At 65.7% G+C, this 20,920-nt stretch carries 17 protein-coding genes; 9 read left to right on the forward strand and 8 right to left on the reverse strand.

Going from position 1 to position 20,920, the window contains the following annotated elements; translation table 11 throughout:
• The first annotated feature begins 20 nt into the window (after positions 1 to 20).
• Positions 21 to 1,118: an alanine--glyoxylate aminotransferase family protein gene (locus CKW39_RS07980; RefSeq protein WP_095797619.1), complete on the forward strand. Its 1,098-nt coding sequence runs from the start codon at positions 21 to 23 to the stop codon at positions 1,116 to 1,118.
• 170 nt (positions 1,119 to 1,288) lie between these two features.
• Here CKW39_RS07980 and CKW39_RS07985 read toward each other — a convergent pair whose 3' ends face one another.
• Entirely contained in the window at positions 1,289 to 1,843 is a 555-nt protein-coding gene (locus tag CKW39_RS07985; RefSeq protein ID WP_095797620.1) for a type 1 glutamine amidotransferase domain-containing protein, read from the reverse strand.
• Positions 1,844 to 2,084: 241 nt separating this feature from the next.
• On the opposite strand from CKW39_RS07985, the gene CKW39_RS07990 reads away from it, so the two are divergent.
• From CKW39_RS07990 to CKW39_RS08005, 4 genes are all read left to right on the forward strand, one after another.
• Positions 2,085 to 2,768 (forward strand): ABC transporter permease, encoded by a 684-nt coding sequence (locus CKW39_RS07990; protein ID WP_371514670.1) that lies wholly within the window; start codon positions 2,085 to 2,087, stop codon positions 2,766 to 2,768.
• Positions 2,761 to 4,266 (forward strand): ABC transporter ATP-binding protein, encoded by a 1,506-nt coding sequence (locus tag CKW39_RS07995; protein ID WP_095797621.1) that lies wholly within the window; start codon positions 2,761 to 2,763, stop codon positions 4,264 to 4,266. Before CKW39_RS07990 ends, CKW39_RS07995 begins: the two co-directional genes overlap by 8 nt.
• 50 nt (positions 4,267 to 4,316) lie before the next feature.
• A complete protein-coding gene (locus CKW39_RS08000; RefSeq protein WP_371514696.1) occupies positions 4,317 to 5,045 on the forward strand; it encodes an ABC transporter permease in 729 nt (242 codons plus the stop codon).
• 110 nt (positions 5,046 to 5,155) lie between these two features.
• A complete protein-coding gene (locus tag CKW39_RS08005; protein WP_095797622.1) occupies positions 5,156 to 6,100 on the forward strand; it encodes a glycine betaine ABC transporter substrate-binding protein in 945 nt (314 codons plus the stop codon).
• A gap of 170 nt (positions 6,101 to 6,270) precedes the next feature.
• Here the strand turns inward: CKW39_RS08005 and CKW39_RS08010 are convergent, their stop codons facing one another.
• From CKW39_RS08010 to CKW39_RS08020, 3 genes are all read right to left on the reverse strand, one after another.
• Positions 6,271 to 6,744 carry a peroxiredoxin gene (locus CKW39_RS08010; RefSeq protein ID WP_095797623.1) on the reverse strand — a complete coding sequence of 158 codons (474 nt, stop codon included), beginning with the start codon at positions 6,742 to 6,744 and terminating at the stop codon, positions 6,271 to 6,273.
• Positions 6,745 to 6,784: 40 nt separating this feature from the next.
• On the reverse strand, positions 6,785 to 6,964 hold the full coding sequence (locus CKW39_RS08015; RefSeq protein ID WP_095797624.1) for a hypothetical protein: 180 nt from the start codon (positions 6,962 to 6,964) through the stop codon (positions 6,785 to 6,787).
• A gap of 489 nt (positions 6,965 to 7,453) precedes the next feature.
• Positions 7,454 to 8,404: a D-2-hydroxyacid dehydrogenase gene (locus CKW39_RS08020; protein WP_095797843.1), complete on the reverse strand. Its 951-nt coding sequence runs from the start codon at positions 8,402 to 8,404 to the stop codon at positions 7,454 to 7,456.
• A 225-nt stretch (positions 8,405 to 8,629) separates the two neighbouring features.
• Between CKW39_RS08020 and CKW39_RS08025 the strand changes: the two genes are divergently transcribed.
• From CKW39_RS08025 to CKW39_RS08035, 3 genes are read left to right on the forward strand one after another with little or no spacing between them, the layout of a single operon-like run.
• On the forward strand, positions 8,630 to 9,907 hold the full coding sequence (locus CKW39_RS08025) for an aspartate aminotransferase family protein (RefSeq protein WP_095797625.1): 1,278 nt from the start codon (positions 8,630 to 8,632) through the stop codon (positions 9,905 to 9,907).
• Between the two features lie 8 nt (positions 9,908 to 9,915).
• Positions 9,916 to 13,026, forward strand: a complete 3,111-nt coding sequence (locus CKW39_RS08030) for an FAD-binding and (Fe-S)-binding domain-containing protein (protein ID WP_095797626.1) — start codon at positions 9,916 to 9,918, stop codon at positions 13,024 to 13,026.
• A gap of 58 nt (positions 13,027 to 13,084) precedes the next feature.
• Positions 13,085 to 14,575 carry an NAD-dependent succinate-semialdehyde dehydrogenase gene (locus CKW39_RS08035; RefSeq protein WP_095797627.1) on the forward strand — a complete coding sequence of 497 codons (1,491 nt, stop codon included), beginning with the start codon at positions 13,085 to 13,087 and terminating at the stop codon, positions 14,573 to 14,575.
• Positions 14,576 to 14,690: 115 nt separating this feature from the next.
• On the opposite strand, the gene CKW39_RS08040 is transcribed toward CKW39_RS08035, so the two are convergent.
• Positions 14,691 to 15,353 (reverse strand): GntR family transcriptional regulator, encoded by a 663-nt coding sequence (locus CKW39_RS08040; RefSeq protein ID WP_095797628.1) that lies wholly within the window; start codon positions 15,351 to 15,353, stop codon positions 14,691 to 14,693.
• Between the two features lie 171 nt (positions 15,354 to 15,524).
• On the opposite strand from CKW39_RS08040, the gene CKW39_RS08045 reads away from it, so the two are divergent.
• The gene (locus CKW39_RS08045; protein ID WP_031272991.1) at positions 15,525 to 16,916 is read left to right on the forward strand and encodes an MFS transporter; all 1,392 of its coding nucleotides are present in this window, start codon (positions 15,525 to 15,527) and stop codon (positions 16,914 to 16,916) included.
• Between the two features lie 17 nt (positions 16,917 to 16,933).
• On the opposite strand, the gene CKW39_RS08050 is transcribed toward CKW39_RS08045, so the two are convergent.
• The 3 genes from CKW39_RS08050 to CKW39_RS08060 all read right to left on the reverse strand — a co-directional run bounded on the left by CKW39_RS08050 (position 16,934) and on the right by CKW39_RS08060 (position 20,830).
• Complete coding sequence (locus CKW39_RS08050) at positions 16,934 to 18,148, reverse strand: M20 family metallopeptidase (RefSeq protein WP_095797629.1); 1,215 nt, start codon at positions 18,146 to 18,148, stop codon at positions 16,934 to 16,936.
• A gap of 125 nt (positions 18,149 to 18,273) precedes the next feature.
• Positions 18,274 to 19,560: a PLP-dependent aminotransferase family protein gene (locus tag CKW39_RS08055; RefSeq protein ID WP_095797630.1), complete on the reverse strand. Its 1,287-nt coding sequence runs from the start codon at positions 19,558 to 19,560 to the stop codon at positions 18,274 to 18,276.
• Between the two features lie 4 nt (positions 19,561 to 19,564).
• Complete coding sequence (locus CKW39_RS08060) at positions 19,565 to 20,830, reverse strand: M24 family metallopeptidase (RefSeq protein ID WP_202976172.1); 1,266 nt, start codon at positions 20,828 to 20,830, stop codon at positions 19,565 to 19,567.
• Positions 20,831 to 20,920: the final 90 nt, after the last annotated feature.

Raw genomic sequence — 20,920 nt, forward strand, 5'->3', positions numbered from 1 at the left:
ACAGCCTGAGGAGGCCCCGCATGACCAACACGTTGACCGCCCGCCACCTGTTCGGCCCCGGCCCGTCCAATCCGTACCCGGAGGCCACGGAGGCACTCGCCCGGCCGCTCCTGGGCCACCTGGACCCGCAGTTCCTCGAGATCATGGACCGCGCGTGTGATGGTCTGCGTCAGGTGTGGGGCACCTCCAACCGCCGCACCCTGCCGATCTCGGCCACGGGCTCGGCGGGTATGGAAGCGGCGTTCGTGAACTTCGTGAACCCCGGTGACGTGGTGGTCATTGCCGTCAACGGCCTGTTCGGTGAGCGCATGTGCGATGTCGCCGCGCGCTGCGGTGCCGAGGTGGTCCGCGTGGACTTCCCGTTCGGTCAGCCGGTGGACGCACAGAAAGTGGCCGACGCTCACCCCAACCCCACGATCATCGCCGCGGTTCACGCGGAAACCTCCACGGGTGTGCGCTCGGATATCGCCGCCCTCGGTGCCATCAAGGGTGACGCTCTGCTGCTCGTGGACGCCGTGACCTCCATCGGCGGTATAGAACTCAAGGCCGACGAATGGGGCATCGACATCGGCTACGCCGGTACCCAGAAGTGCCTGGGCGTGGCCCCCGGCCTGGCACCCTTCACCGTCTCGGACCGTGCCTGGGAGCGCCGCGTGGAGAACCCGCGCTCGTGGTACCTGGACCTGGGCATGCTGGGCGGCTACGTGGGGGAGACCTCCGGTAGCGCCTCACGCACCTACCACCACACGGCACCGGTCGCCATGATCGCGTCCCTCGACGCCGGTCTGCAGCGCATCCTGGACGAAGGGCTCGACGCCGTTCGCAACCGTCATTACGCAGCCGGCCAAGCGCTGCAGGACGGCCTGGAGGCCATGGGCCTCGAACTGTTCGCTGCCGAGGGCCACCGCCTGCCCGAGCTGACCACCGTCAAGGTTCCGGAGGGCGTGGACTCCGCCGCCGTGCGCAAGGAACTGCTCGAGAAGTACAACCTGGAGATCGGCGCGGGCGTCAAGGAGTTCGCCAGCACCGTGTGGCGCATCGGCCTGATGGGCCCCAACGCCGCCCCGGATTCCGTGGCGCTCGTGCTCGGCGCGTTGAAGGACGTGTTGGGTAAGTAGCACTGACGAATAGACGCTGGGCCGAGACCGGATCGAGTTCGGCGCCAGAACGGCATAGAACCGATACCGGCACCAAGTTCGGCAACAGGACTGCCCCGGCCGCATCATGCGGCCGGGGCAGTTCTGGCTTTCGTTGAGATCCCCTTGAGCACGGATCTCGCCCAGTAATTTCAGGCGGTCAGTTCATCCTCGATGGCCTGGACGAACGGCTCCAGGTCACCGGGGTTACGCGAGGTGATGAGCACCCAGTCCTTGGCGGGGCAGCGCTTCATGGGCTCATCCACCCAGGTGCCACCGGCGTTGGTGATGTCGACCTTGACGGAGTCGTACGAGGTCAGGGTCTTGCCATTCACCAGTCCGGTCTCCACCAGCAACCACGGGCCGTGGCAGATGGATGCGATGGGACGGCCGGAGGACGCGAAGGCCTGGGCGATCTTCTGGGCATCCTCGTCGAGACGGAGGGTGTCAGCGTTGAGGGTGCCACCGGGGAGCAGCAGCAGGTCGTACTCGGACTCGTTCACGTCTGAGATCTTCTGATCCACGGGGAACGTCTCACCCAAATCCCAGTCGCCCACGAGGCTCTGGATCTCGCCGTTCTCCTGAGACGCGACGGTCACGGTGGCGCCCGCTTCACGCAGCTTCTCCAGGGGGACCTTCAGCTCGTCCTGCTCCACGCCGCGGTTGGTCTGCAGCGAGAGAATCTTCTTACCGGTCAAATCAGCCATTGGTAAGGCTCCTTTCGATTCGCTTGTGGTTCTACGATTCCACCGTCCGCCGGTGTTGGCAAGAAAACCCTGGGGCTGTCCGCTATGAGCGACACCGCCCCAGCCAGGAGGCGTCAGAGGGTGTGCTCACGAATGTCACGAACGGGTCACGATGCGAAGATTGTGTGGCTCAATGCACACGAATGCAGCAGTTCGGTCCTAACCTGAACAGGAATCAACAGCAATCTGACCACTATGGACGATGCAGCCCTCTGCCTACGGTGAGGGTGGAGACGGTACGCGCGTGTGGGACTTTGTCAGAGATAGTTATCAACAGATTTTGTTCGCCTCGTGGCAGCACTTCAGCCTGGTGGTGCAGTGCCTCGTGCTCGCCACAGTCCTGGCCGTCGTGCTGTCGGCTCTGGTCTACCGGAGCAAGACGGCCAGCGCGCTCGCCAACGGCGTCTCGGCCATGGGACTCACCATCCCGTCCTTCGCGCTGATCGGTCTGCTGATCGCACCGTTCGGTTTCGGCGTGCTCCCGGCGGTCATCGTGGTCACGTTTTTCGCGACCCTGCCCATCCTGCGCAACGCGGTGGTGGGGCTGAACAGCATCCCGGCATCCGTGGTCGAATCCGCACGCGGTATCGGCATGAGCCGATTCCGCACCCTGGCCACCGTGGAACTGCCCATGGCGTGGCCCATCATCCTGGCGGGCATCCGCGTTTCCGCGCAAATGGTCATAGGCATTGCTGCCGTGGCCGCCTACACCCTGGGCCCCGGCCTGGGTGGCTTCATCTTTTCCGGTCTCTCCCGCCTGGGTGGGGCCAACGCCTTTGAATCCGTGGTCGTGGGAGTCGTCGGTGTCATCCTGCTGGCCATCATCTTGGACCTCCTGTTGGTGGTCCTGAGCCGTCTGACAACCTCGCGAGGTATCCGTGTCTGAAACACAAACCATCCAGAACTCTGCCGAGAACGTCAGCGGCGCATCCATCCTGCTCGATCAGGTGACCAAGCAGTACCCCGGCCAGACCAAGCCCGCGGTGGGTGGGCTCACCATGGAGATCCCCGCGGGCAGCATCGTGATGTTCGTGGGACCCTCCGGTTGCGGTAAGACCACCACGCTCAAGATGATCAACCGCCTGATCGAGCCCACGGACGGGGCCATCGTGATCAACGGGGACAACGTGGCGGACATGAACGGCGACAAGCTGCGCCGTCAGATCGGCTACGTGATCCAGGCCGGAGGTCTGTTCCCCCACATGAGCGTTGCGGCCAACATCGGTTTGGTGCCCAAGATGCTCGGCTGGGACAAGGACCGGATCGCAGCTCGCGTGGACGAGCTCCTCGAACTGGTGTCCCTGGACCCCACGGTCTATCGGAATCGGTACCCCAAGGAACTTTCGGGTGGTCAGCAGCAGCGCATCGGCGTGGCCCGTGCGCTCGCCGCGGACCCGCCCATCCTGCTCATGGATGAACCGTTCGGGGCGGTTGACCCCATCACCCGCCAACGCCTGCAGAACGAGTTGCTCAATATCCAGGCTGAGCTGCAGAAAACGATCGTCTGCGTCACCCACGACTTCGACGAGGCCGTGAAGCTCGGCGACTGGATCGCCATCTTCAACGAGGGTGCCCAGATCGAGCAGTACGACTCCCCAGAGCGCATCCTGGCCAACCCGAGCAACGAGTTCGTCGAGAACTTCATTGGTTCAGGTGCAGGTCTCAAGCAGCTCACGCTCAACCGCGTGCACGAGGTCGAGCAGCAGAAAGCCGTGACCGCGGCGCCCGGTGAGTCACCGGAAGCAGTCATCGCCCGCTTGCAAGAAGCTGGTCAGCAGAACGTGGTGATCTTGGATTCCCGCGGCCGCGCGATCCAGTGGTTGTCGCAGCGCCAGCTCTCCCGCATGCAGGTCATCTCGGATGCCGCGGATCCCAACCTGCCGCTCGTCAACGAACAGTCCACCCTCAACGAGGCCCTGGACGCCATGCTGGTTGCGAGCACCAGCGCGGCGCTGGTCGCCGGACGACGAGACGCGTTCACCGGCCTGATCACCGTGAACACGGTCATGGACGCGATCTCGGCCGGTCAGGCTGCCGCCCAGGGCGACGGCGACGCACCGGTCGGCCTGAATACCGGCTCCATCCCGCAGATTTCCGACGACGACGCCCCGGTCAACGCCGCCGCCACCGACCGCCACGCTGCAACGAACACCGAGGGCGACGCCGCCGCGGCTGGGTCCACAGTCGCGGCCACCTCCGAGAATGCTTCGCGACCGCGCGATGATGCTCGCGAGCCCCATGCCGAAAATCACGACACGGTGAATGGGCACACCACCACGAACGGCCACCGTGCCCCGTGGGACGAGACCAGGCGGGACTCGAGCGCAACGGACCGGGGCGACGTCGGCGAAGAGAACTTGACGGAAACGAGGGATCGGCCGTGAGCGCGACGACCGGAGTGCAGAACCCGGACGCCGTCTCGACCACCGCGGCGATCGCGGGCGGGTCGTCCAAGGGACTGTGGATTCAGCTGGCCGTCATCCTCGTGGCCATCGCGGCGCTGTTCGCATGGTTGGCTTTCGGCGACCTGACCGACACGGAACGGGCGACCCTGGCACCTGACGCGCTGTGGGGCTACACGTGGGAGCACTTGAAACTGACCGCCGTGGCGGCCTTGTTGGTGCTGCTCATCGCGATCCCGCTGGGGATCCTGCTGACCCGCGGGCCGCTGCGCAAGTTCACCGGACCGGTCCTGGTCGTGGCCAATATCGGACAGGCGGCACCGGCCATCGGCCTGGTGGTGTTGTTGTCCTTCTGGCTGGGTTTCGGGTTCAAGGCGGCTGTCGTTGCCCTGGTGGCCTACGCGATTCTGCCGGTACTGCGGAACACCATGGTGGGTTTGCAGCAGGTTGATCAGCGACTTGTCGAAGCCGGCCGCGGCATGGGCATGAGCGCGGCGGCGGTGCTCTTCAGGGTGGAACTCCCACTCGCGGTGCCGGTGATGCTGTCCGGTATCCGCACGGCCCTGGTGTTGCTGGTGGGAACCGCGACACTGGCCACGTTCATCAACGGCGGTGGCCTGGGCATTCTGATCACCACCGGCGTGAACCTGAACCTGATCAAGGTGCTGATCGCGGGTTCCCTGCTGGTCGCGCTGTTGGCTCTGCTCGTGGATTGGTTGGGGCGCTTCGTGGAATACGTCGCGCGCCCGAAGGGACTGTGATGGCAACGTCTAATCGAACGGGACGAAGGCAACGGCCGGTGGCCGGGGCGGCGTCGTCGAACCGAAAGCGCACGCGCGCCGTCGCAGGACTAGGTGCGGGACTCGCCGTGATGCTGTTGGCCGGCTGCGGTCTGCAACCGGCCACGTCGTTCGTGCCGGAGGTGCAGCCGGGCGCGATCCAGCCTGTGGAGGGACTGCCCGAGGACGCACAGATCACGGTGGTGAGCAAGAACTTCACCGAGCAGCTCATCCTGGGCAAGATCGCGGTGATGACCGCGGAGGCCGCAGGGTTCGAGGTGGAGGACTTCACCAACGTGCCCGGAAGCCAGCCGGTGCGCGAACTGATGGTGTCCGGCGAGGGTGACTTCACGTACGAGTACACGGGCACCGCGTGGATCACCTACATGGGTAACCCCACGGGCATCCCGGACAAGGATGAACAGTGGCAGGCCGTGCACGACGCGGATCTGGAGAACGGACTGACCTGGGGTAGGCCCGCGCCGCTGAACAACACGTACGCGTTCGCGGTGCGCAGCGAGGCCGTGCCGGAACTGGGCAATATTTCCAAGCTGTCGCAGATCGGGAACCTACCCGTGGCCGAGCGGACGCTGTGCGTCGAGGCGGAGTTCAACTCCCGTCAGGACGGCCTGGATCCCATGCTGGAGACCTACGACATCCCGCGGGGCTCGGCCAACGGCATTCCGGACGGCAATATCGGCGTGTACGACACGGGCGCGGTGTATACGGCAACCGATGACGGCGACTGCAACTTTGGTGAAGTCTTCACCACTGACGGTCGCATCGATGCCTTGGATCTGACCGTGCTCGAGGACGATCGAAAGTTCTTCCCCGCCTACAACGCGGCACCGGTGTTCAACTCGGAGACGTTGGCGGAATACCCGCAGCTGCAGGAGGTCTTCGACCAGGTCTCGCCGCTGTTGACCGATGAGACCATGCGCCAGCTGAACCTCAAGGTGGACGTGGAAGGTCAGGAACCCGTGGATGTGGCCTACGACTGGATGGTGTCCGAGGGGCTCATCACGGGCGAGGGCTGATCGCTGCTGCTCCGGGGATGAGGCCGGTGACGGGGTCGGTCGCGAAGCCGAGCGCGCGGCGTCGTCCGTGGCGTGAAAAGGGGTTAAAGGGCGGCAGCCGCCCGAGGGCGGCTGCCGCTATTTCCGTCCGTCCAGGAGGCCACTGTTCGGACGGAGTCTAGTGACGGTTCTCAGGAACCGTTGGAGAGTTCGGACACGAGGCGACCCACGTGGCCCTTCGCGTCGACGCGGTATTCGGCGTTGGCCAGGGTGCCGTCCGCGTTCACGACGAAGGTGGAACGCAGAGGGCCCTCGGAGGTTTCACCGTTGATGGTGCGTTCACCCCACGCGCCCCATTCCTTGGCGGCTGCGTGATCGGGGTCGGAAAGAAGTGTGTAGGGGAGGTGGTATTCCTCCACGAAACGGTTGAGTTCTTCCGGGGGGTCCCCGGAGACTCCGTACACGTCATAACCCAGGCCCTTGATGGCGGCCAGGTTGTCGCGGAAGTCGCATGCCTCGGTGGTGCACCCCGGCGTGAACGCCTTGGGGTAGAAGTACACCACTGCGCTGCGCTCGTTCTGATCACCGAGGTTCACGGTGTTGCCGTCATGGGCGGTGAGGTTGAGTGCGGGGGCGGTATCGCCCGTAGCGAGTTCGCGGGACATGGCTGCTCCTAGTGTTTGGTGGTTCCGGTGGGATCCGCGATCAGCGGGTCAGGATCCGGGACAGTGCTGCTCCGATGCAAGCAGCTGAGACGGCCAGAGTCCACATTTCAGCGGAACGGTTCTCGATCTTGCTGCTACCGGCGGAGAAATCCGGGTCCAGGGTGTCGCCGGTGTACTTGAAGTAGGACACGTGGGCTGCAGTGGCAGGTGCGTTCGACATTTCTCATTCCTTTCATCATCCGGAAGCTGTTTTCCGTAATATGAAATATACTGTAAGCTGGGTCACAGGTCAAGAGGTTTGCCGAAAAATTTCGTGCTATTGCGCGGGCACGCGAAAACTACCCCGCGGGCTGGCTGCCCGTAGGACGGCATTGCCTCTGTGACTAGTGGCTATGTACGGGTCGGGCGGCGAGATGACCGCATTCGGCAGCGGTGTCTGAGGGGTCAATGCGTGAGGGTGCAGGCGGTGTGAGGTTTCTGCACGAGCGGAGCCTCATGTGAGGGAAAAGCAGCCGCGAAGTGTTAGGGGAGGAAAACGCACATAGCGCGCACCTTTTCTGCATGTTCATCACATGAGACTGCGGGGCTGCAGCTCCCTCCCATCAGACCGCCGGGAGGGCGCATGGTGGTGCGATCGGGGCCCACATCTGCATTGCCGTGACTATGAACAGACCTGATGACGCGCCGATCTGATGATGCATTGCTCTGACTAGTGGCCGCGCACGTAGCCCAGTTGCTTGTCGACCTGGTTCGCCAAGGTCTCACCGCGTAACCAGCGGCCCAGATTGTCCTGGAACTGCTCCGCCAGGGTGGTGCGCCAGCCGATCACGTCGCCGCTCATGTGCGCGGAGATATGAACGTTGGGCATCGCCCAGAACGGGTGGTCCCGGGGGAGCGGCTCGTGTTCGAACACATCCAACGACGCCGCCGCGACGCGCCCTTCGCGGAGTGCGTCCAGTAGCGCGGGTTCATCCACGAGCGCCCCGCGGCCCACGTTGATCACGTGCACTGACGGCTTCATGGGCTGGAGGACTTCCTGGTTCAACAGTCCACGCGTGGCGTTGGTCAGGGGCGCGATCAGCACCAGATGATCGACGTCGCCCACGTGCTCCGTGAGCTCCGAACTGGCGATCACCGTTCCGAAATCCTCGTCGCGCTCGCGGGCCGTGCGTCCCGCGCCTGTGACCTTCAGTCCTGCCGCGCGCAACAGTCTGGCGGTGGCGCGGCCAATACCTCCGGTGCCGACCACCAGTGCGCGCTGCCCTGCTGTCTGCTGGAGTTCGCGATGCTGCCACTCGGTGTTTCGTTGCAGCTCCTTGCTTCGGTGCAGTTGCTTGTCATGGGCCAGGATCGAGGCGAGCACGAATTCCGCAATGGGTACGTCAAAGGCGCCGTGGGCGTTGGTCACCGTGATGTCCGAGTCGCGGAGTTCGTCGAAGAGCAGCGAATCCACGCCCGCCGCCGCCACATGGATCCATTCGAGGTCCGTTGCCGACTGCCATGCGTCCCGCAAGGCTGTGGAGAAGAAATCCCAGACCAGTAATACCTGTGCGCCGGGCAGGGCTTCCGGGAGCTGCTCCGCGTCCGCGTAGATGACCTCGGTGAGTGACTCGATCTCCAGCGCATTGGGCAGGTCGGGTGCGCCGGGCGAGGTGAGCACCACGAGTTTGGGGCGACGACGTCGCTCGGTCCCGGCGGCGTCGTTGCTTGCCTGGGGTGCCCGGCTCGTATCGCCGGCGCCCTGGGTCGCGAGATCTGTCGCTCCGGCCCTGCTTGATGTGTTGTCCGGGCGGTTTTCGGGGTTCTGTTTCGGCTCCACACTTGCACACTAGGGCAATCCTCTGATTGTTGACAATCATTCGATTACGCCGGGACAATATGACCCATGACATCTCTGAGTCCCCTCCTGAAGCAGGCAACTCCGGTTGTGGTCGATCACGCCCTGGGCAGTTGGATCTACGGCACGGACGGCCGGGAGCACCTGGACTTCACCACGGGCATCGGGGTGACGAGCACCGGTCACTGCCACCCCAAGGTGGTGGAAGCGGCCCGGGAGCAGGTCGGCAAGGTGATCCACGCGCAATACACCACCGTGCTGCACAAGCCGCTGTTGGCGTTCACGGAGAAACTGGGTGAGGTGCTGCCCGCGGGATTGGACTCTCTGTTCTTCGCCAACTCCGGCTCGGAGGCGGTGGAAGCCGCGGTCCGGTTGGCTCGTATGGCCACGGGCCGCCCCAACATCGTGGTGTTCCAGGGTGGGTTCCACGGTCGCACGGTGGCGGCGGCGTCCCTGACGACCGCCGGAACCAAGTTCTCGGCCGGATTCTCACCGTTGATGTCCGGGGTGCACATGTCCGCGTTCCCGTACGCCTATCGCTACGGCTGGGACGAGGACACGGCCGTGGACTTTGCGTTGCAGGAGCTCGACTACCTGCTGACCACGCGCACGGCCCCCAATGACACCGCGGCGTTCCTGATCGAACCGGCACTGGGGGACGGTGGCTACATCCCCACGCCCCCGCGATTCCTCGAGGGACTGCGCGAACGAGCCGACCGCCACGGCATCCTCCTGATTTTCGACGAGGTTCAGGCTGGCGTGGGGCGCACCGGCAAGTACTGGGGACACCAGCACTCCACCGCGCTGCCGGATATCCAGATCATGGCCAAGGGCATTGCCTCTGGCTTCCCGATCTCGGCCATCGCCGCGTCGAACGAGCTCATGTCCAAGGGCTGGCCCGGTTCGCAGGGCGGCACCTACGGCGGCAACGCGGTCTCCGCGGCGGCCGGCGTGGCGACCCTTCAGGTCGTTGAGGACGAAGGTCTGGTCGAGAACTCCCGGGTCCGCGGTGATCAGCTCCAAACCGGACTCCTGGACATCCAGTCCCGCTATCCGGTGATCGGCAACGTGCGCGGGCTGGGCCTGATGCAGGGCATCGAGTTCACCGCCCCGGACGGCTCACCGGACGCCGCCACCGCCTCTGCCGTGCAGCAGGCCACAATCGACCAGGACCTCCTGACGCTCACGTGCGGTCCCGCGGGCAACGTGGTTCGGTTGATCCCCGCGCTCGTGGTCACCGAACGCGAGATCGAGCAGGGCCTCGAACGGTTCGACGCCGCTCTGGCCGCCGTCACGGCGTCGGCCGGCTCGGCTGCCGGGAACTGAGGGCGCCCATGACGCCCGCAGCAATTCCGGTGGTCACCCGACTTCGCGAAGTGGGAATTGAGGTCGACCCCTCCGAGCGCCGCACCTCCGAGTACGCCTACGATGCCTCCAACTACCGTGTGCGACCCCTCGCCGTCGTCTTTCCGCGCGCCGTGGATGACGTGGTCGCTACCGTGCGCGCCTGCGCGGCAACTCGCACCCCCGTTGTCAGCCGGGGCGGCGGAACGTCCATGGCGGGCAATGCGGTGGGGCGCGGCGTCGTCGTCGATTTTTCGCGCCACATGGACCGGACCCTGGAGGTGGACCGGGAGGCCGGCACCGTCAACGTGGAACCCGGCGTGGTGCTGGCGACCCTGACCCGCGAGGTCGAGGCCGCGACGGACGGCAAGCTCACGTTCGCGCCCGATCCGTCCTCGAAGAACCGAGCCACGGTGGGCGGGGCTACCGGCAACGACGCGTGCGGCAATCACTCCGTGCGGTACGGGCGGACGAGCGATCACACGGTCGAGATCGACGTCGTCACATCGGACGGGGCACGGCTGACCGCCACCGCGAGCGAACTGCGTGCCACGGATCCGTCCGACCGGGCGTCGGTGCGGCGAGCCGAGGAACTGAGCCGCGAACTGCGCGCGCTGGCCCACAAGCACTTGGCCGCCTTCCGGCTGGAGCTCGGCCAGATTCCGCGCCAGGTCTCGGGATACCACCTGCAGAATCTGCTCCCCGAGAAGGGTTTCAATGTGGCCCGCGCGCTCGTGGGCTCGGAAGGGACGTGCGCGCTGGTCGTGGGCGCTCGCATGCGATTGGTGGCCAAACCCGCCAGCGCCCTGTTGATCTGCCTGGGCTACGACACGGTCGTCGACGCCGCTCGCGACGTGACCACGATCCTCGAGTTCTCGCCCGCTGCGGTCGAGGGGACCGACAAGGCCATCGTGGAGACCATGCGCTGGCGGCGCGGGCCTGATTCCGTGACCGGTCTGCCGGAGGGCAAAGCCTGGCTGTTCGTGGATCTGGACGGCGACACGAAAGAGGCCGTGAGCGCACAGGCGGATGAACTACTGGAGCGGCTTGCCAAGAACCGCCGGCTCGTGGAGGGCATCGCGGTTCCCGATCCCGAGGAACGCGCGAACCTGTGGCGGGTCCGCGAGGACGGCGCAGGGCTCTCATCCCGGCTGGCCACGGGCGGGGAATCCTGGCCGGGCTGGGAAGACTCAGCGGTGGCCCCGGAAAAGCTCGCCGATTACCTGGCCGATCTGCGCGAGCTGCTGAGCGACTACGACCTGGACGGCGTGATGTACGGGCACTTCGGGGCTGGGTGCATGCACATTCGCATCACCTTCGACCTGCGCACCGAAGCCGGGCGGGAGGTGTACCGGAACTTCACCCGCGACGCCGCCCATCTGGTGGTCCGGCACGGCGGCTCGCTGTCCGGCGAACACGGCGACGGTCGCGCCCGTTCCGCGCTGCTGCCCATCATGTACTCGCCCGAAGTGCTCGACGCCTTCGCCGCGTTCCGGCGCGCGTGGGATCCCACGGGGCTGCTGAACCCGGGGTCGATCGTGGAACCTGAATCCATTGACGCGCACCTCGCGCTGGAGGGCGTCCCCGATCGGGAATGGCGCACGAGCTTCGACCTGCAACCCGTGGGGGCGGCGGAAACTGCCCGCGAGTCCGGGCAGGCCGCGCAGCCTGATCCCTGGGTGCACGCCGTTCAGGGTTGCATTGGCGTGGGGCGGTGCCGCGCGGACAGCGGCGGCGTGATGTGCCCCAGCTTTCGGGCGACCCACGACGAGAAGGACTCCACACGCGGCCGCGCTCGGGTGCTCCAGGACATGGTGCGCGGTGCCGAGACCGTGTCCGAAGGGTGGAAATCCAACGACGTGCGCGAGGCCCTCGATCTGTGCCTCTCCTGCAAGGCGTGCGCCACGGACTGCCCCACCGGCGTGGACATGGCCACCTACAAGTCCGAATTCTTCGACCACTACTACGCGCGTCGGATCCGCCCGCGCTCCCACTACTCGCTGGGCTGGCTGCCGCGCTGGCTCGTGATCGCGGGCAGAATCGCGCCGCTCGTGAACGCGGTACTGGCCACGCCCCTGGGCAAGGTCGCCCCGTGGCTCGGCGGCCTCACCACGCGCCGCGCGCTGCCACAATTCGCTCGCGCGGGGCAGTGGCGCACCGAGGTCGACGACGCCGCTCGCACCGGGCGGTCGCGCCGCGAGACCAACGATGCCGCTCGCACCCTTCCACGCGACGGTTCCGGAGGCCTGTCGGCTTCCATGTCCGACGGTGCGACGTCCGGCCTCACCCGTGCCAGTCGCGCCACGTCGAGTAGTTCCTTGTCTGTCGCCGCCGCTTCCGACGGCGCTGTGTTGTTCGTGGACACCTTCACTCGCGGTTTCCGACCCGAGGTCGCCGGAGCGGCCGCCCGAGTTCTGGCCGGCGCGGGCGAAAACGTCGAGTGCTCGGCGGACGTGTGCTGTGGCCTCACCTGGATCTCCACGGGACAGTTGGGGACCGCCAAGAAAATGCTGACCAGGGCGGCGTCGGAATTGGATGACGGCACCGATCGCCCCATCGTGGTGATCGAACCCAGCTGTGCCGCGGCTCTTCGGAAGGACCTACCGGAACTCGTGCACACCGAGCAAGCTCGGCGGGTATCGCGGAGGGTCACGAGTTTCGCGGCGTACGTGACATCGCTGGCCGGCGAGGATCGGCTGGCGGAACCCGCGCGGCCGGTGCCGCAGCGCGCCGTCGTTCAGACCCACTGCCACGAGTACTCGGTGTTCGGCCCCGCGACCCAACGCAAGGCGCTCGCCGCCGCGGGTGTGGCCGAGGTCAGCGAGGCGAACGGGTGCTGCGGAGTGGCCGGCAACTTCGGCTTCGAAGCCGAACACTACGAGGTCAGCATGAAGGTCGCGGAGACCTCTCTGGCTCCGGCCCTGCGTGAGGCCGCGCCGGACACCGCGGTACTGACGGACGGGTTTTCGTGCGCGATGCAGGTGAACCAGCTGGATCCCAGTGCGCGCGGGACTCACATCGCCGAAATCTTGGACCCCGGACCTCCGACTACTGAAACCCCGACCGCTGGAACCCGGACCACCGGAACACCAACCACATGAATCTCAGGCATCGGGCTCTAGGCCATCGGGCTCGCCAACGTCGAACGAAGGAACTCTGATGAGCACACACACCACCGAACTCCGCACCTCGCAGGCCGCGCTGGATGCGGTGGCCACGGTCAACACGGGCACGTTCATTGACGGGCAGTGGGGCGAAGCCGCCTCCGGAGCCCGCTTCGACGTGCTCAACCCCGCGACCGAAGAGGTCATCGCGACCGTGGCCGACGGCGGACCCGAAGACGCCCAGCGCGCCATCGAGACCGCCGGGCGGGTTCAGAAGGAATGGGCCGCCACGCCACCGCGCGAACGCAGCGAAATCTTGCGCCGCGCGTACGACCTGATCATGGAACGCCAGGACGAGCTGGCCCTCATCATGACCACTGAAATGGGCAAGCCGCTGGCAGAAGCCAAGGGCGAGGTGGCCTACGCGGCCGAGTTCTTCCGCTGGTTCTCCGAAGAAGCCGTGCGGATCGGCGGCGACCAGACCATAACCGGTGACGGCAAGAACCGCATCATGGTCTCCAAACAACCCGTGGGCCCGTGCGTGCTGGTCACGCCGTGGAACTTCCCCCTGGCCATGGGCACCCGCAAGATCGGACCGGCCATCGCCGCCGGCTGCACCATGGTGTTCAAACCCGCGAACCTCACGCCACTGTCCTCCCTGGCCCTGGTCGACATCCTGATCGAGGCCGGGTTGCCCGCCGGGGTGCTCAACGTGGTGTGCACCAAGAAGGCGTCCTCGGTGGTCGGCCCGTGGATGGCCAGCGGGATCGCTCGCAAGGTCAGCTTCACCGGATCCACGGATGTGGGCGTCCGCCTCTTGGAACAGGCCGCGCAGCACGTCATGCGTTCCTCCATGGAACTGGGCGGCAACGCGCCGTTCATCGTCTTCGAGGACGCGGACCTGGACCGCGCGGTCGACGGCGCTGTGGCCGCCAAAATGCGCAACATGGGCGAGGCCTGCACCGCGGCCAACCGATTGTTCGTCCACCGCTCGGTCATGGACGAGTTCTCCCGCAAGCTCGCCGAGCGGCTGGGCGGGCTATCGGTGGGCGACGGCGCCCAGGACGGGACCGACGTCGGGCCCCTGGTCGAAGCCAAGGCACTCGACAAGGTCCAGGAGCTCGTGGACGACGCCGTGGCCAAGGGTGCCACCGTGGAATGTGGCGGTTCCCGCCCTGATCGCCCCGGGTTCTTCTATAGCCCTACCGTGCTCTCCGGTGTGGATCCGGGATCGCAGTTGATGACCGAGGAGATCTTCGGCCCCGTGGCGCCCGTGATCCCTTTTGACTCGGAGGATGAAGTGGTCGAGATGGCCAACGACACCCCGTGGGGACTCGTGGGCTACCTGTTCACGCAGGACGTGGACCGCAGCTTCCGGGTGAGCGACGCTCTGGAAGTCGGCATGGTCGGACTCAACACGGGCATCGTCTCCAACCCCGCCGCGCCGTTCGGCGGAGTGAAGGCCTCCGGACTCGGTCGCGAAGGTGGCCGCGTGGGGATCGAGGAGTTCCTGGAGTACAAGTACGTGGCCGTGCCGCGCACCTGAGGCTGGTGCGATGCGGTTCCGGGGCACTGGCCCCCGGAACCGTGGCGCGGCGTCGGGCCATGCGTGGATTGGCGGTGCAGCTCCTGTGCCTGGTGAGCGCCTCTAGGGTTGCGAGTTACGCGTCCTCGGTGGTCAGGCGCATCACGGCGTCACGCATGTGATCGAGGAGCAGCAGATCCACGCGGGCCTCATCCGCGGCGCGGATGGTTTCGGTGATCTCCCGGTGCTCGTCCAGGCGAAAACTGTGGGACGCGTACCGGGTTTCGAGCGCGGTCATGCACATGCGCGTTTCCACCATGAGGGTGTCGTGCATTCGAATCAGACGGGGGCTTTCGGACAGCTCCACGAGCAGTTCGTGGAACGCGACGTCCGCCTCGGTCAACGCGGCAGTGTCTCCGCGTTCGATGGCCGCGGACATCTCGTCGACCTTTTCCAGCAGTCGATCCGCACCGGCCTCGGGGTCGCCCGCGATGACCCGCGCGGCGGCCGCGCGCTCCACGGCGTTCCGAGCGAGATAGAGGTCGCGAACGTCGTCGTCGGTGACCTCGATGACGAACACGCCGCGGTTACGCACGCTGAGCAGGAGACCTTCTTGTGTGAGGCGCTGCATGGCTTCGCGCAGTGGGCCGCGGCTCACGCCCAGGGAGCGGCTCAATTCCATTTCATTGAGCTGCTGGCCGGGTGCCAGTTCGCCGTCACCGATGGCTCGTCGCAGTTGCCGGGCGATCAGTGACGGTGTGGTTTCTTGCACCACGGGTCGTAGCAGATTGCCGGGCATGGCGGCCTCCGGTCCGGGGCAAACACAAGGGTTTGCAGGTCAACGTCTTACGTACCGATAAGCCTAGGGGTAGGATTGTCGACAATCAAACGGTTTGGGCGTCTTTTGCGTCACGGCCGTAGAGCGCCGGTGCGCCATCAGGTGCCCGCTGAATTCACCATGGAGGGTTCCATGAATTCGCAACACCAGGCTGATCCGCCGCACGATCCACGCGGCGCCAATACTCCAGACGGAGCCGCCCACCACCCGGAACCGGACGCCCAGACGGTTCGCCGTGCGGTGGCTGCCTCTGCGATCGGTAACGCCACCGAGTGGTTCGACTACGGCGTGTATGCAGTGTCGGTCGTCTACATCACCCAGAACTTCTTCCCGGGTGAAGCCGGCACCCTGCTGGCGCTGAGTACGTTCGCCCTGTCCTTCCTGGTCCGCCCCCTGGGTGGTTTGTTCTGGGGCCCGCTCGGTGACCGGTTGGGCCGCAAGAAGATCCTGGCGCTGACCATCATCCTGATGGCCGGTGCCACGTTCTGTATCGGCATCCTGCCCACTCACGCGACCATCGGCCTGGCGGCCCCCATCCTGTTGGTGCTGCTGCGTGTGATCCAGGGCTTCTCGACCGGCGGTGAGTACGGCGGTGCGGCCACGTTCATGGCCGAGTACGCCCCGGACAAGAAGCGAGGCTTTCTGGGCAGCTTCCTGGAGTTCGGCACCCTGGGTGGCTTCGCCCTTGGTTCGCTGATCGTGCTGATGGGCGAGGTCATCCTCGGCAACGAGGCCATGATGGAGTGGGGCTGGCGCATTCCGTTCCTGCTGGCTGGACCCATGGGTCTGATCGGTCTGTACCTGCGGTCCAAGCTGGCCGACTCGCCCGTGTTCCTTGAGCTGGAAGAGGCTGGCCACTCGGAGGAATCCGCGGGCATGGCCCTCAAGGAACTCATCACCACGTACTGGCAGCCCATGCTGATCATGGCCGGACTGGTCGTGTCGGTGAACGTGGTCAACTACACCCTGCTCAGCTACATGCCCACCTACTTGGAGGGCCAGACGGAGATGTCCGCACAGACGGTGCTGACCATCATGTTCATCGCGCAGTTCGCCATGATGCTCGTGATTCCGTTCGCCGGAACGCTGTCCGACAAATTCGGCCGTAAACCCATGTGGTACTTCTCGCTCATCGGCCTGATCGTGATGTCGATCCCCATGTACATGCTCATGGCCAATGGCTTCTGGTGGGCGCTGCTGGGCTTCGCGGTGCTGGGTCTGCTTTACATCCCGCAGCTGGCCTGCATCTCGGCCACCTTCCCGGCGATGTTCCCCACGCAGGTCCGCTACGCCGGCTTCGCGATCACCTACAACGTGTCCACCGCGATCTTCGGCGGCACCGCACCGCTGGTCAACGAGGCACTGATCGAGTCCACCGGTAACCCGCTGATCCCCGCGTTCTACATGATGGGTGCGTGTGTCATCGGTTTGATCGCCGCCAAGTTCATGAAGGAGACCGTGGGCGCGTCACTGCGCGGTACGGAGATCCCGGAGACGGGCAAGATGCCCGTGGTCAACAGGTAAGCGCTCTCGCGGAGACATCAGCGCGACAGCAATCGCAACGCGGCCAGGGTGTATGCCCTGGCCGCTTGCGTTAACTCGCGAACGCTCACGGACTCATCCACCTGGTGGGCCTGATCGTTGAGTCCGCCCGGGCCCATGACCACCGTGGGTACCCCGTGGTCGCGAGCGATGAATCCGCCGTCGCACGCGGCCGTCCAGCCGCCGATCGACGCCGCCCCGCCCACGTCCGCGACCGCTCCGTGCACGGTGCTGACCAGCCCATGATCGCGGTCTGTGCGGAAGCCCGGCATGGACATGGTGATCTCGATGTCCATTGAAATCCCGTCGCCGGTAATTCCGGCCTCGTCCACGGCCTTGTGGAGCTCAGCGAGGATCTGTTCCGGGTCCTCACCCGGCATGAGCCGCCGGTCCAGCCACACGTGGCACGACGGCGCCACCATGGAGGTAGCCCGGCCACCCTCGATCTTGCCCACATTCCAGGTGGGTGATCCCAGCAATGGATCAGTTTCACGCGTGTGCTTTTCGTGGTCCTGTTTGACGAGCGTGAGGAGGGCCGCGGCGGCGTCGATCGCGTTGCGCCCGTCCGCCGGCCGCCCGGAATGTGCGGGGACGCCGGTGATCTCGACCTCGAGGTAGGAATCCCCGCGGCACGCAATCACGGTCTGCAGATCGGTCGGTTCGGCCACGATGCAGCCGCGGAATTCACGGCCCAGCCCGCGTGCGGTGAGGTGGCGAATTCCGAGGCCCAGATCCTCCTCATCCACGGTGGAGGACAACCGCACAGGCCCGGAGAGTTCCGTACCCGAACGGCGCAGCGCGTCCATCGCGACGAGTACTGCAGCCAGCCCGCCCTTCATGTCCGTGGCGCCGCGGCCGTACAGCCGATCGCCCTCGACCTCCGCGTTGTAGGGCTGCCGCGTCCACCCGGGCCCGGCGGGCACCACGTCGGAGTGGCCCAGGAACAACAACCCCGGCCCGTTCGCCACGGGTCCGCCCCCGGGCAGGTCCACGTCCACATTGGGTCGCCCAGGGGCGACGACGTCGCTGCTGGCCAGTAACCCTCGCTCCTCGGCTGCGCGTTCCAAGGCTTGGGCGGTCGGTTCCTCGCTGCCCCCGGGATTCTCACCGGCGGTGTTCACCAGGGTGCACGTGAGCGCGACCAGTTCATCGGGGTCGATGAGATCGAGCACGGCCCGTTCCTCCGGGGTGCACTGAACATCGTCACTGGTCATGAGGATCTCCGTTCATATGTGGTGCCTGTTCATGGCCGCTGATTCTCGGTCCCGTGGATCCTTGGTTCCGTGCGCGCTCGGCCCCGGTCACGGCGGCGGTTTGCCTGTGAGCGGTTCGGGCAGGTTTACCCGTCGACCTCTTTGCGGGCGATGTCGAGGGCTCGAGCGAGTCGTTGCAAGCCTTCCTCCGTGCGTTCTGGGGTGCTCGAGGCGAAGCACAAGCGGAACGCGTCCTCGAACTGACCCGAAGGCGACAGTGCGGGACCGGGAATGAACGCAACGCCCTCGGCCAGCGCAATCTCGAACAAGCGCGAGGAAGACACCCGAGCGTCGTCGCCCTGGAGGGTGACCCACAGGAAGAAGCCGCCGTCGGGATCGGTGGTGCGCACACGATCGCCCAGGTGCCTGGCGATGGATGCGTCCATGGCTTCCTTGCGCCGCTTGTACTCGGTGCGCAGCCCGGCCAGGTGCTCGCCGTAGCCGCCGCGCGCGATATAGGCGTTGATGATGTGCTGGGCCGGGACATTGGCGCACGTGTCCATGGCCTGCTTGCCGGCGATCAGCAAATTGCGCAGGCGGGGATCCGCGTTGATCCAGCCCACGCGCAGGCCCGGGGCCAGGATCTTGGAGAAGGTCCGCACCGAGAAGACCAGGGGGTCATCCGGGCTGATCTCTCGGAAGCCGGGAACGGGATCGCCGGAGAAGCGCAGGGCGCCGTACGGATCGTCGTCGAGGATCATGGCGCCCCATTGGTGCGCGAGGTTCAGCAAGCGGCGTCGGCGATCCTCGCTCAGGGTGGTGCCGGACGGGTTCTGGAAGTTGGGGATCGTGTAGATCATGCGGGGCGTGCGGCCGGTCTCCGCGACCAGAGTCTCGAGAGCGTCGATGTCCATGCCGTTGTCGTCCACGGGGACTTCCAGGACGTCCGCGCCGTAGCTCAGAGCGGTGCCGGAGCCGTTGGTGTAGGTGGGGCTCTCCACGACCACCAGGTCACCGGGATCCGTGAACAGTTTGAACGCCAGGTCCAGTCCCTGCATGCCACCGGAGGTGATCACAATGCGTTCGGGGTCGGTGGACCCACTCGAGAACTGCTCGGTGACCGTGGTGATCAGATCCGGTTCTCCCTCGGTGGCACCGTAGGTGAAGCTCGCGTCCGTGAGTACCTCGCCAGCGATCTGCCGGAACTCTTCCGTGGGAATCACTTCCGCGGCGGGCGCGCCCATCGCAAAGCGCACGATGTCGTGGGTCTGGGCCGCCAGCAGGGAGGTGGAGGAGTCGATGACCGACCCCACGAGTCCGTCGGCGCGGGAGGACAGGGGGAACAGGCCCTCGGACGCCGGACCCGAGATGCCCGCGGTGGGATTGGGGTCCAAGGAACGGACGGTGGTGACGTGTGGCGTGGTGTTGGTCATGAGCTCACTTCCTGATGATCTGGCGGGGGAAGGATGTGAACGTTTCCACCCCCGTGCTGGTCACTCGGATGGTCTCCGAAACTTCGTAGCCGTACCCCGTCATCCACATGCCGCAGATGAGGTGGAAGGTCATGTTTTCTTCGAGGATGGTCTCGTCCTCGGAGCGAATGCTGATGGTCCGTTCGCCCCAGTCGGGCGGGTAACCGATGCCCACGGAGTAGCCCAGACGACTGTGTTTCTCGAGCCCGTAGGCGGCCAGTTTCCAGTTCCAGGCACTGGCCAGTTCGCGGACGGGCACCCCCGGGGCGATCGCGTCCAAGACGGCCTGCAAACCTGCGGCCACTGCTTCTTCCAGCCGGAGCATCTCCGCACTGGGTTCGCCCAGGGTCACGGTGCGGGCCAGGGGTACGTGGTAGCGCCGATGGACGCCGCTCAACTCGACCACCACGGCGTCGCCGGATTTCAAGATCCTGTCCGACCACGTCAAGTGAGGTGTGTCTGCGGAGGCGCCGGTGGGCATCATGGGGACGATCGCCGGGAAGTCACCCCAGGCGTCGTCGTCGCCCTCAGCCTGCGCCGCGGCGATTCGGGCGGCCACTTTGTTCTGGGGGACACCGGGTTCGATGGCATCGATCGCCGCTTGCATGGCCGCGGTGGTTACCCTCGCTGCGAGACGCATGTAGTAAATCTCGGCCTCCGACTTCACGGAGCGCACCCAGTTGACCAGTTCGAAGCAGTCGACCAGGAGCCATTCGGGGAGGGCGTTGATCAAGGAGCGATAGCCCTTGGGCGAGAAGAAGTGCGCATCCATTTCCAATCCCACGCACCCGTGGGCGGCCGGGGCGACCTGACCGCGCCGTCGTAGGGCGAAGGCCACCCAGTCGAAGGGGTGCAGGTGCGGGCGCTGAACGTAGCGTTCCGGGTAGCCGATGATTTGATGCGGAGGCAGCCACGAAGTGCGGAAGGCTCCCTGGGCATCCATTTCGCGCAGGAACAGCAGGATGTCTCCCTCGGCGGGGATGAACAGCATCTGCGGAACGTAGAACGACCAGGCGTCGTAGCCGGTCAGGTAGAAGAGATTGGCCGGATCCGTCACGATCAGCGCGGACAACCCCTGCTGAGCCATCTTCTCGCGGACGCATCTCAACCGTTGCTCGTACTCCAGGGCCGTGAAAAGCGGCGAGCGGACATCCGCAGGGTCGGGCACGGCCTCCGTTGCGGGGGCCGGATCGGGGGAGGGATGACCCTCAGACACGTCCCATGTGCTCATGGTTCATGATTGAAGGAAATCCGCCTATTGTCAACAATCTAGCGATCTGTGCGAAAGGCGGGGTGGTCACGCGATCAATAGCGTGCGTGA

The organism is Kocuria sp. WRN011 (assembly GCF_002295155.1).
Lineage (GTDB): Bacteria > Actinomycetota > Actinomycetes > Actinomycetales > Micrococcaceae > Kocuria > Kocuria carniphila.

Excerpts from the sequence above, each read along its gene's own strand:
- CKW39_RS08010 (WP_095797623.1), bottom strand. The coding sequence starts at position 6,744 with ATGTCCCGCGAACTCGCTACGGGCGATACCGCCCCCGCACTCAACCTC.
- CKW39_RS08030 (WP_095797626.1), top strand. The coding sequence starts at position 9,916 with ATGACGCCCGCAGCAATTCCGGTGGTCACCCGACTTCGCGAAGTGGGA.
- CKW39_RS08050 (WP_095797629.1), bottom strand. The coding sequence starts at position 18,148 with ATGACCAGTGACGATGTTCAGTGCACCCCGGAGGAACGGGCCGTGCTC.
- CKW39_RS08025 (WP_095797625.1), top strand. The coding sequence starts at position 8,630 with ATGACATCTCTGAGTCCCCTCCTGAAGCAGGCAACTCCGGTTGTGGTC.
- CKW39_RS07985 (WP_095797620.1), bottom strand. The coding sequence starts at position 1,843 with ATGGCTGATTTGACCGGTAAGAAGATTCTCTCGCTGCAGACCAACCGC.
- CKW39_RS08060 (WP_202976172.1), bottom strand. The coding sequence starts at position 20,830 with ATGAGCACATGGGACGTGTCTGAGGGTCATCCCTCCCCCGATCCGGCC.
- CKW39_RS07990 (WP_371514670.1), top strand. The coding sequence starts at position 2,085 with ATGCAGCCCTCTGCCTACGGTGAGGGTGGAGACGGTACGCGCGTGTGG.
- CKW39_RS08055 (WP_095797630.1), bottom strand. The coding sequence starts at position 19,560 with ATGACCAACACCACGCCACACGTCACCACCGTCCGTTCCTTGGACCCC.
- CKW39_RS08045 (WP_031272991.1), top strand. The coding sequence starts at position 15,525 with ATGAATTCGCAACACCAGGCTGATCCGCCGCACGATCCACGCGGCGCC.
- CKW39_RS08015 (WP_095797624.1), bottom strand. The coding sequence starts at position 6,964 with ATGTCGAACGCACCTGCCACTGCAGCCCACGTGTCCTACTTCAAGTAC.
- CKW39_RS08040 (WP_095797628.1), bottom strand. The coding sequence starts at position 15,353 with ATGCCCGGCAATCTGCTACGACCCGTGGTGCAAGAAACCACACCGTCA.
- CKW39_RS08035 (WP_095797627.1), top strand. The coding sequence starts at position 13,085 with ATGAGCACACACACCACCGAACTCCGCACCTCGCAGGCCGCGCTGGAT.
- CKW39_RS08005 (WP_095797622.1), top strand. The coding sequence starts at position 5,156 with ATGCTGTTGGCCGGCTGCGGTCTGCAACCGGCCACGTCGTTCGTGCCG.
- CKW39_RS07980 (WP_095797619.1), top strand. The coding sequence starts at position 21 with ATGACCAACACGTTGACCGCCCGCCACCTGTTCGGCCCCGGCCCGTCC.